Source organism: Pseudolysinimonas sp. (assembly GCF_044239695.1).
In the GTDB taxonomy this organism is placed as follows: Bacteria; Actinomycetota; Actinomycetes; order Actinomycetales; family Microbacteriaceae; genus Pseudolysinimonas_A.
Window position 1 is genome coordinate 18,611 of record NZ_JBIIAW010000032.1, and the last position, 9,773, is coordinate 28,383.

The 9,773-nt window shown below is 70.1% G+C and carries 10 protein-coding genes; 2 read left to right on the plus strand and 8 right to left on the minus strand.

Annotation, left to right across the window (positions count from 1 at the left end; all coding sequences use genetic code 11):
• Nucleotide 1: 1 nt before the first annotated feature.
• From ACILQS_RS06935 to ACILQS_RS06955, 5 genes are read right to left on the minus strand one after another with little or no spacing between them, the layout of a single operon-like run.
• The gene (locus ACILQS_RS06935; protein WP_395639386.1) at nt 2–1,183 is read right to left on the minus strand and encodes an acyl-CoA dehydrogenase family protein; all 1,182 of its coding nucleotides are present in this window, start codon (nt 1,181–1,183) and stop codon (nt 2–4) included.
• Entirely contained in the window at nt 1,180–2,061 is an 882-nt protein-coding gene (locus ACILQS_RS06940; protein ID WP_395639387.1) for an amidohydrolase family protein, read from the minus strand. The genes ACILQS_RS06935 and ACILQS_RS06940 overlap by 4 nt, the downstream gene beginning before the upstream one ends.
• A complete protein-coding gene (locus tag ACILQS_RS06945; protein WP_395639388.1) occupies nt 2,058–3,665 on the minus strand; it encodes an AMP-binding protein in 1,608 nt (535 codons plus the stop codon). The genes ACILQS_RS06940 and ACILQS_RS06945 overlap by 4 nt, the downstream gene beginning before the upstream one ends.
• A 2-nt stretch (nt 3,666–3,667) precedes the next feature.
• Nucleotides 3,668–4,579, minus strand: coding sequence for an SDR family NAD(P)-dependent oxidoreductase (locus tag ACILQS_RS06950; RefSeq protein ID WP_395639389.1), 912 nt, complete (start codon nt 4,577–4,579; stop codon nt 3,668–3,670).
• Nucleotides 4,576–5,046 (minus strand): MaoC family dehydratase, encoded by a 471-nt coding sequence (locus ACILQS_RS06955; protein WP_395639390.1) that lies wholly within the window; start codon nt 5,044–5,046, stop codon nt 4,576–4,578. Before ACILQS_RS06955 ends, ACILQS_RS06950 begins: the two co-directional genes overlap by 4 nt.
• Before the next feature lie 109 nt (nt 5,047–5,155).
• Between ACILQS_RS06955 and ACILQS_RS06960 the strand changes: the two genes are divergently transcribed.
• The gene (locus ACILQS_RS06960; protein ID WP_395639391.1) at nt 5,156–5,623 is read left to right on the plus strand and encodes a MarR family winged helix-turn-helix transcriptional regulator; all 468 of its coding nucleotides are present in this window, start codon (nt 5,156–5,158) and stop codon (nt 5,621–5,623) included.
• 20 nt (nt 5,624–5,643) lie between these two features.
• Here the strand turns inward: ACILQS_RS06960 and ACILQS_RS06965 are convergent, their stop codons facing one another.
• The 3 genes from ACILQS_RS06965 to ACILQS_RS06975 are packed head-to-tail and all read right to left on the minus strand — an operon-like array spanning nt 5,644 to nt 8,379.
• Nucleotides 5,644–6,603, minus strand: a complete 960-nt coding sequence (locus ACILQS_RS06965) for a VOC family protein (RefSeq protein WP_395639392.1) — start codon at nt 6,601–6,603, stop codon at nt 5,644–5,646.
• A 29-nt stretch (nt 6,604–6,632) separates the two neighbouring features.
• A complete protein-coding gene (locus ACILQS_RS06970; RefSeq protein WP_395639393.1) occupies nt 6,633–7,691 on the minus strand; it encodes a 4-oxalomesaconate tautomerase in 1,059 nt (352 codons plus the stop codon).
• 1 nt (nt 7,692) lies between these two features.
• On the minus strand, nt 7,693–8,379 hold the full coding sequence (locus ACILQS_RS06975; RefSeq protein WP_395639394.1) for a 4-carboxy-4-hydroxy-2-oxoadipate aldolase/oxaloacetate decarboxylase: 687 nt from the start codon (nt 8,377–8,379) through the stop codon (nt 7,693–7,695).
• A gap of 177 nt (nt 8,380–8,556) precedes the next feature.
• On the opposite strand from ACILQS_RS06975, the gene ACILQS_RS06980 reads away from it, so the two are divergent.
• Nucleotides 8,557–9,773, plus strand: a 1,217-nt coding sequence (locus ACILQS_RS06980; protein ID WP_395639395.1) for an aminomethyl transferase family protein, incomplete at its 3' end; no start/stop codon positions are given.

Here is a 9,773-nt window from a genome sequence, read left to right on the forward strand (position 1 = left end):
TTCAGCGGACGAAGGCGCTCAACCCGGTCACCGCGCGCCCGACGATGAGGGTGTTCATCTCCCGCGTGCCCTCGTAGGTGTAGACCGCCTCCGCGTCCGTGAAGAACCGGGCGACCTCGTTGTCGATGACGATGCCGTTGCCCCCGACCACTTCGCGCGCCCAGGCGACGGTCTCGCGCAGCCGATCGGCGACCCAGAGCTTGGCGAGCGCCGAGTCCTCGTCGCGCTGCACGCCCTGTTGCCGGCGCTCCGACAGGCGCACCGCCATGGCGAGGGATGCCGTCACGTTGCCCAGCATCCGCACCAGCTTGTCCTGCACGAGCTGGAACCCCGCGATCGGGCGCCCGAACTGCTCGCGGTTCAGCGCGTAGGCGAGCGCCGCCTCGTACGCCCCCGCCTGGGCACCCGCGGCGATCCAGGCGACGTCGGGTCGGAGCGTGCGGAAGAGCGCCGAGACGTCGGCGAACGAGGCGATGCGCTGAAGCCGGTGGCTCTCGGGCACCTCGACGCCGACGAGGTCGATGTCGGAGTTCGTGACGAGTCGCAGAGCGGCCTTGCGCTCGATCGTCGTGAGGGTGAGTCCCCGCGCATCCGTGCGCGTGAGGAAGACCTTGACCTCCCCGTCGGCGACGTCGCGGGCGAACACCGCGACGAACTCCGAATGCGCGACGTTGCCGATCCAGCGCTTCCGGCCGTCGAGGATCCATCGGTCGCCATCCCGCCGGGCGGTCGTCTCCAGGCCGCGCGCGATGTCGGACCCGTGATCGGGCTCGGTCAACGCGAACGCGCCCGTCATCCGGAAGGAGACGATGTCGTCGTCCCAGGCGGCGACCTGCGCGTCGCTGCCGCCCTGCCGCACGAGTTCGCGGAACATCGCGACCTGCCCGTGGTAGAGCATCCCGGTGCCGATGTCGGTGCGCGAGAACTCGAAGTTGCGGAACCCCCGGTACAGCTCACGCACGTTGCCCTCGCCGTCGAGCAGCGCGGGGTCGTCGGCGAGCCGCAGGTCGCGCAGCGGCTCTCGCAGGTGGATCGGCGACGCCGCGCGCTCCCAGTGGTCGGCGAGCACGGGCCGCAGCTCGGTGTCGAGCAGCTCCCGCAGCGACCGCAGCTTCGCCAGCTCGGGGCCGGTCAGCAGCTCCTCGAACCCGTAGAGGTCCGAGACCGGGTAGAGGGCGCTCATAGCCCGAGCAGTCGCACCGCGTTGTCCTTGAGGATCTTCGGGCGGGCGGCATCCCGGAGCTCCAGCTGCGCGAAGTCGTCGAGCCAGCGCTCCGGAGTGAGCGCGGGGAAGTCGGAGCCGAACAGCATCTTGTGCTGCAGGATGCTGCCGGCCTGCCGCACGAGCGCAGGCGAGAAGTACTTCGGCGACCAGCCGGAGAGGTCGATGTAGACGTTCGCCTTGTGCGCGGCCATCGACAGCGCCTCGTCCTGCCAGGGCACGGACGGGTGGGCCAGGATGATCGTCAGCCCCGGGAAGTCGGCGGCGACGTCGTCGAGCAGCATCGGGTTCGAGTAGCGCAGCTTCAGGCCGTACCCGCCGGGCAGCCCCGCCCCGACCCCGGTCTGCCCGGTGTGCACGACGATCGGCACCCCGAGTTCCTCGATCGCCGCCCAGAGCGGCCGGAACTCGTCGGCGGACGGGTCGAAGCCCTGCACCGTCGGGTGGAACTTGAAGCCGCGCACACCGCTGTCGGCGACGAGCGACCGCGCGAGGGCGATCGCGTCGGCGCCGGTGCGCGGGTCGACGCTGCCGAACGGGATGAGCACGTCGGGATGGCGGGCCGCCCCCGCCGCGATGTCGGCACTGCTGTTGGGCACGTGGTCGAACATCGTGCGGGCGTCGACCGTGAAGACGACGGCCGCCATCTTCAGACCGCGGTAGTAGTCGGCGAGCTCGTCGATCGTGAGGTCGCGCGACGCATGGCCGAAGTAGGCGTCCATCGCGGCCAGGAGCTCGTCGGGCAGCGAGCGACGGCCCGTCGAGTCGGACTGCACGTGCACGTGGGTGTCGATCGCGCGGATCGCGGCGACGTCGATCGCCGGTTCGTACCGGGTCATGCGGTGACGCCTTCCTCGAGGGTGCGGGCACGCACGACCGCGAGGTCGACCTTGCCCGTCGGGCTGCGCTCGAGGTCCGTCACGACGAGCACGCGGCGCGGCTTCTTGTAGCCGGCCAGCTCGACGCCGACGTGCTCGACGAGGGCGGAGACATCCAGGCTCCCGGGGTTCGCGGCCGCGACGACCGCCGCGACCACCTCGCCCCACCGCGGGTCGGGGAGGCCGAACACGACGGCGTCGTCGACGCCCGGGAAGCGCAGCAGCGACTCCTCGACCTCGGCGGGATAGATCTTCTCGCCGCCCGAGTTGACGACCGTCGCGCCGCGGCCGAGCAGTTCGACGAAGCCGTCCTCCTCGACGCGCACGAGATCGCCCGGGATGATGTGGCGCTTGCCGCGGATCTCGACGAAGTTCTCGGCGGTCTTCGCCTCGTCCTTGTAGTAGCCGCGCGGCATCCCGCCGGTGAAGGCGATCTTGCCGACGGCGCCGACGACCTCCTGCACCTCCTCGAGCGCGTCGTCGAGCACGACGGTGCCCGGCGTCATCCGGAATCGCGAGGGCAGGTCGGCCGCCGACCGGGTGATCCCGAGTCCGACGGCTCCTCCTTCGGTGGAGGCGAGGATGTCGGTGATCGCCAGGCTCGGCGCGAGAGCATGCAGCCGTTCCTTCGTCGAGTCGCTGAACCGCATCCCGGCGGAGAGCATCGACGTCAGCGAGGTCAGCTCGGTGATCCCGAGTTCCTCGGCGGCCTCGACGAGCGGGATGGCGATAGCGTCGCCGGCCACCGCGACCCGGGTGACGTGGTGGTCGCGGATCGTGCGCACCGCCGCCTTCGGGTCGAAGCGCGGCGTCGGCAGCACGACGACCGACCCGCCGAGGAGGAGCGCGTTGATCACGGTCGTGAGCGCCGTGCCGTGCATGTAGGGCGACAGGGCGAGCGCGACGATCCCCGGGGACTCCGGGCCGGTGGCCATCCGCACGACGTCGTCGGACGACTCCGGCAGCGGCAGTCCCGCCGTGAGGTAGGCGTTGTAGAGCTGCATCGACAGCATCTGGCCGACGCCCCACATCGCCGCCTTCGGCTGCCCGGTCGTGCCGCCGGTGTAGATGAAGAACTCGCCCTCGACGGCGTCCTCGTGCGGAAGCGGCTCGATGTCGCGGTGCACCGCGAAGTCGAGCGCCCCGGGCAGGAGCGAGGCGTCGACGTCCTGCACCTGGAGCAGCGTGATCGGTCGGCCGAGCAGCGCGACCGCCTCGGCGGCGAGGTCGGCGTAGCTCGCCCCGTAGACGAGCACGACGGAGTCCGAGTCCTCGAGCAGGGCGGCGACCTCGCGCGCGCGGTAGCGGAAATTGAGCGGCACCGGCACGACGCCGACCCGGATGCAGCCGGCGAACGCGATGAGCCACTCCGGGCGGTTGTGCAGCAGGATCGACACCTTGTCGTCGCGATGCACCCCGTGTTCCGCCAACAGCGCGGCGAAGCGACCCGCGGCGTCGTCGAACTCGGCGTTGCTGAGCGTGCCCTCCCCCACCGTCACGATCGCCGGACGGTCGGGGGCCTCGAGCGCGATGCGGTGCCAGAGGTCGGAGTAGTGCCCCTGCATGACTAGTCCAGCGGCGCGAAGGTCGGGCCGGAGGGCTGGGCCGACGCGGCCAGCTCCGCATCCCAGACATCCGCGATGCCGTCCGCGGTCCAGCCGCCCTCGGCATCCCGGGTGGTCAGCGCCGACGGGTGCGCGTAGAGCGTGAGGCGGTCGCCGCCGAGACCGATCGCCTGACCCGTCACGCCCGCCGAGCGGTCGGAGGCGAGCCAGACGATGAGCGGGGCGACGTCGTCGGGCGAGCCGAGCGCGTGCTCCTGCCGGATGACGCGCGGCAGCGCCTCGCCGGCCTGGAACTTCTCCCAGGCGTCGGCGTAGATCGGCATCGTGCCGGTCATCGCGGTCATCGCGGTCGGGATGACCGCGTTGACCGTCACCTCGGCCCGGGCGAGCTCGAGCGACAGGGTGCGCGCCATGGCGACGATCCCCGCCTTCGAGGCGGCGTACGCGGTCTGGCCGAAGCTGCCGAACTGACCCGCGGGAGATCCGATGAGGATGATGCGTCCCGGGTGCGCCGCCTCGCGGAAGTGCACGGCCGCCGCCCGGGCGCAGGTGAACGACCCGCGCAGATGGGTCTCGACGACGAGGTCGAAGTCCTCGTCCGTCATCTTCCACGACACGCGGTCGCGCAGCACGCCGGCGTTGGCGACCATGGCGTCGAGACGGCCGAACTCGCTGACCGCCGTGGCGACGAGCTGCTCGGCCGTCTCCGCCGGACCGACCGGAGCGACCACCACAGCGGCCCGGCCTCCCGACTCCGTCACGAGGCGCGCGGTCTCGGCCGCCGCCTCGGCATCCACGTCGTTGACGACGACCGCGGCGCCGGCCGCGGCGAGTGCCTGCGCGTAGGAGCGGCCGAGACCGCGTCCGCTGCCGGTGACGACGACGACGCGCCCGGTCAGGTCGATCGCGCTCATCGGTAGTACCGCAGCACCATGTCGGCGACGCACGCCGGCTTGCTGCCGCCCTCGATCTCGAAGGTGACGCGCGGCGCCACCTGGAAACCGCCGGCGACCTCCTCGACGGAAAGCACTTCGCCGTGCACGCGGATGCGCGACCCGACGGGGACGGGTGCCGGGAAGCGCAGCCGGTCGAGGCCGTAGTTGATGCCCACGCCGATGCCGGTGACGTCGAAGACCTCGGCCATGAGCGGCACGACGAGGCTCAGCGTGAAGTAGCCGTGCACGATCGTCGTGCCGAACGGCGTACCCGCGGCGAACGCGGGGTCGAGGTGGACCGGGTTGTGGTCGCCCGAGAGATCGGCGAACGCGGTCACCTCCGCCTGAGTGATCTCGCGCCAGGAGGAGGGGCCGAACGTGCGGCCCACGATCCCGGGGAGATCCTCGATGGGGGTGGTCAGGATACCCTCGGGATTCGAGGTCATGCGTCAACTCCTCTAGCGCCGTTGCCGTGCGATGATGATTCAGGTTACCTGAAACAATAGCGGTGGTCGAGAGGGATCCGCGCGCGGGCCCCGAGCGAGCGGAGACTCAGTGACGAATCCGAGGACCGGATACCCCGACGGCTACTTCATCTACCTCGTGAAGCAGGTCGAAATGGGGATGCGTCGACCGTTCGAGGAGCTCATCGCCCGGCACGGCATCTCGACCCCCGGGTACACCGCCCTCAACGTGCTGCAGTTCCGCCCCGGCATCACCTCCTCGGAACTCGCCCGCCGGTCCTTCGTGCGGGCGCAGACGATGGCGGAGACGATCTCGGCGCTCGGCGCCGCGGGGCTCGTGCGTCGCGAGAAGGATCCCGACCACGGCCGGCAGATCCTGCTCTTCAACACCGAGGCCGGCGTGGCGTGCGTGGCGGACATCGCCGCCGAGATCTCGCGCCTCGAGTCGCGGATGATGGACGGCCTCGGCGACGACGAGCGCGCCGAGCTGGTGCGTGCCCTCCGCACGGTGCGCGACGCGCTCGCGGTCATCTCGCACGGCGACCGCGCCCCGGCCTGAGCCGAGGCGCCCGCGCGACGTCAGTCCTGCCCGGGCAGGCGCGGCGTGCCGTGGGTGTGGAACGTCTCGATCGTCTTCATCCCCCAGGCCTGGCCCTTCTTGCGCTCCTCTTCGGTCCACTCGATCGTCTTCCAATCGGGGGCGAGCATGAGGCGGGCGCCGGCGTTGGCGAACTCGAGGCGGTTGCCGCCCGGCTCCCACACGTAGAGGAAGAACGTCTGCTGGATGGCGTGCTTGTGCGGGCCGGACTCGATGTGGATGCCGTTCTCGAGGAAGATGTCGGCCGCCTTGAGGATGTCCTCTCGCGTGTCGGGCGCGAAGGCGATGTGGTGCAACCGTCCGTTCGAGCCGGTGTGGTCGGACGAGTAGACGACGTCGTACGACTTGTTGCCGAAGTGGAACCACTGGGCGCCGATGCGCCCTGAGTCGAGGCGGATCAGTTCGGTGCATTCGAGCCCGAGGACATCCGCCATGAACGCGCCGTTCTCCTCGACGCTCGCGCCGAGGTAGTTCACGTGGTCGAGGCGACGGGCGTTGACGCCGCGGCCGGGGAACCGGGACGCCTGGTTCTTCAGCGCCGGCTTGTCGTCGGTCGCCTGGTACCACTCGGTGTCCCAGTAGACGCTCATCGGGTGGCCGTCGGGATCGGTGAAGGTGAAGCTCTGACCCACGCCCTGCTCGCCGTCGACCCAGCCGGTGCCGCGCCCGGAGGCCTCGACCGACGCGACGACGCGCTCGAGGGCTTCCGGCGAGGCGGCGCGCATCGAGACGTTGCCGACGCCCGACTGATCGCTCGGGGTGAGCTTGAGCGTCCAGCGCTCGTAGGTGTCCCACGTGCGCAGGAACACCGAGTCGCCGGCGCGTCCGACCTCCCGCATCGCGAGCAGCTCGGTGAAGAACCAGTACGACTCGTCGAACTTGTTGGTGAAGAGCTCGAGACCGCCGAGGTGGGCGATGTCGCGAGGGCCGGGCTTCGTCATTGAATGTCTCCTAGTGGCGATGGGATGGGTCAGTAGCTGCGAGGGAAGGCGATGCCGTCGAACAACTTCCGCGCGGTGCGGATGGATGTCGAGGTGCCGCGCCAGGTGCCGTCGGCGTCGAAGACGCGCACTTTCGCGTCGAACGTGCCGCTCGGATGCTCGACGCGGGTGATCTCCGCGTCGGCCGACGTGGCGAGGCCGGCGGCCACGGTGCCCGGGATCTTCGCGGCGGCCGCGATCGAGGCCGCCATGAGCACGCCGATCGAGGTGTGCACCTGGTGCGGGATGAACCCGCGCGTGCCGATCGTCCCGCCGTGCCGGGGCGCGGAGAGCAGGAACATCTTGGGGACCGTCTGGTCGGCGACATCCCCGAGGCCCATGAGCCGACCGGCCTCGAGCCGCACGGCTTCGACGACGGCGGTGAGGTCGCCGCGCTCCTCGAGTTCGACCGGCGACTCGTCGCCGGCGACGCCGAACTCGGCGGCGTCGAGCAGCACGACCGGCATCCCGTTGTCGATCAGGGTGACGCGGTGGCCTGCGACGTCGTCGACGACGGTCCCGGTCGGGAAGAGTTCCTTCGCCGTGGACTCGTCGCCCATCTCGATCTCGATCGCGGCCGCGGTACCCGGCACCCCGTCGATCGCGGTGTCGCCGTCGTAGACCGGCATCCCGTCGCGGGTGGGGAAGCTCTCGATCGCGAGGTCGCCGGTGTTGATCAGACGGATGCGCGCGATCGTGCGATCGCCGGTCGCGGGGATCAGCCCGCGTTCGACGGCGAACGGCCCGACCGCGGCGAGCATGTTGCCGCAGGTCTGAAGGTCGGCGACGACCGCTTCATCGACGGAGACCTGCAGGAACAGGTAGTCGAGGTCGACGCCCGGCTCGGTCGACGGCGAGACGATCGCGACCTTGCTGCGCAGCGGATGGGCTCCGCCGACGCCGTCGATCTGGGTCGGGTCGGGGCTGCCCATGATCTCCAGCAGCACGCGGTCGCGCACGGCGATGTCGGACGGCAGGTCGGCGGCGAGGAAGAACGCCCCCTTCGACGTGCCGCCCCGCATGAGCGTGCTCCGGATGCCGGTGGCCATGTCAGCCTTCGTAGGGTTCGTAGGTCACGCCGAGATCGGCGAGCACCCCGCGCAGCTTGTTCTGGTCCATGCTCACCGCGCCCTCGAGGTAGGCGGCGCGGGCCGCGGCCTCCTTCTCGGTGCGCGACTGCGAGGCGGCGATCGCCGAGGCGACGTCGGCGCGGGGCACGACCATGACCCCGTCGTCGTCGGCGATGACAGCGTCGCCGGGGTGCACGAGCACGCCGCCGACGAGGATCGGCACGTTGACGGCTCCCGGGGTCGCCTTCACGGTGCCCTGCGCGTTGACGGCGGCCGACCAGACGTGGAATCCCATCGCCCGCAGGTCGACGGCATCCCGGACCCCGCCGGTGGTGACGAGACCGCGCACGCCGCGGCGCTGCAGTTGGGTGGCGAAGAGTTCGCCGAACGACCCGTCGAGCGACGGCGAGTTGGTGGTGACGACGAGGATGTCGCCCTCTCGGCACTGTTCGATCGCGGCGTGGATCATCAGGTTGTCGCCCGGCCAGGACAGCACGGTCACGGCGGATCCGGCGATGCGCGCCCCCTCCTGGAGCGGGCGGAGGGAGGCACCGACGAGTCCCGTGCGGCCGTAGGCCTCGTGCACCGTCGCGACGCCGTGCTCGGCGAGCGCGTCGAGGTCGGCGAGCGCCGTCCGGGGCGGATCGGTGACGATGACGTTTCTCATGACGCTCCAGTCGCGGCACCCTCCCTCGGGAGCCTGGTCGATTGTAAACAATTTCGGCTGCAATCTGCGGAACGGCCTTCCACTGGGTGAGTGAGGCTGTACAACTACCTATGCCGGAAGGTAGTGTGCCTTCCAGTCCGCTACGGACTCACGCGACGACGACGTCTGGAGAAGCACATGACCGCCCCCACGAACCTTCAGGAGAAGATCGACGCTGCCGGCGGCAGCGCGGTCGACGTCCTCCGCAACAACAAGCTCGGCGCCTACATCTACCCCGTGGTGCCGGCCGAATTCACCAACTGGCGTCGCGAACAGCGGGCCTGGCGCGAGACCGCCGTGCTGTTCGACCAGTCGCACCACATGGACAACCTGTTCCTCAAGGGTCCCGGCGCGATCAAGCTGCTCAGCGACACCATGATCAACTCGCCGGAGAACTTCCCGGTGAACACCGCCAAGCAGCTCGTGCCCGTCGCCTCCAACGGCGGCGTCATCGGCGACGGCATCCTGTTCCGCGAGGCCGAAGACGAGTACACCTACGTCGGCCGCGCGCCGGTGTCGAACTGGCTGCTGTACCACGCCGAGAAGGGCGGCTACGACCTCGAGATCGAGGTCGACCGCCGTTCCAACTCGCGTCCCTACGGCAACGCGGTGAGCCGCAAACTGTGGCGTCTGCAGATCCAGGGCCCGGCCGCCTGGAGCATCATCGAGAAGCTCAACGGCGCCCCGGTCGACAAGGTGAAGTTCTTCCACCTCGGCCACATGAACGTCGGAGGCATCCAGATCCGCACCCTGCGCCACGGCATGGCCGGCGCCCCGGGCCTGGAGATCTACGGCCCGTACGCCGACGCCGAGAAGATCCGCACGACGATCCTCGAAGCCGGTGCCGAGTTCGGCCTCGAGCCGGTCGGCTCGCGCGCCTACTCGTCGAACACGCTCGAGTCGGGCTGGATTCCGTCGCCGCTGCCCGCCGTGTACTCCAGCGAGGAGGAGCGCGGCTTCCGGGAGTGGTCGGATGCCGCGTCGTACGAGGCGACCAACGCCCTCGCCGGCTCGTTCCTCTCGGCCAACATCGAGGACTACTACACGACCCCGTGGGAGCTCGGCTACGGCTCGTTCGTCAAGTTCGACCACGACTTCATCGGTCGCGACGCGCTCGAGAAGATCGACCCGACGACGCAGCGCAAGAAGGTCACGCTCGCCTGGAACAGCGAAGACGTCACGACCAAGATCTGGGGCTCGTACTTCACGCCCGAGGAGAAGGACGGCGCGCAGTTCTTCGACCTGCCGAACGCGAACTACGGCTCGAGCAACTTCGACGCGATCGTGGACGCCGACGGCACCAACGTCGGCGTCTCGATGTTCACCGGCTACTCGGCGAACGAGCGCCGCGCGCT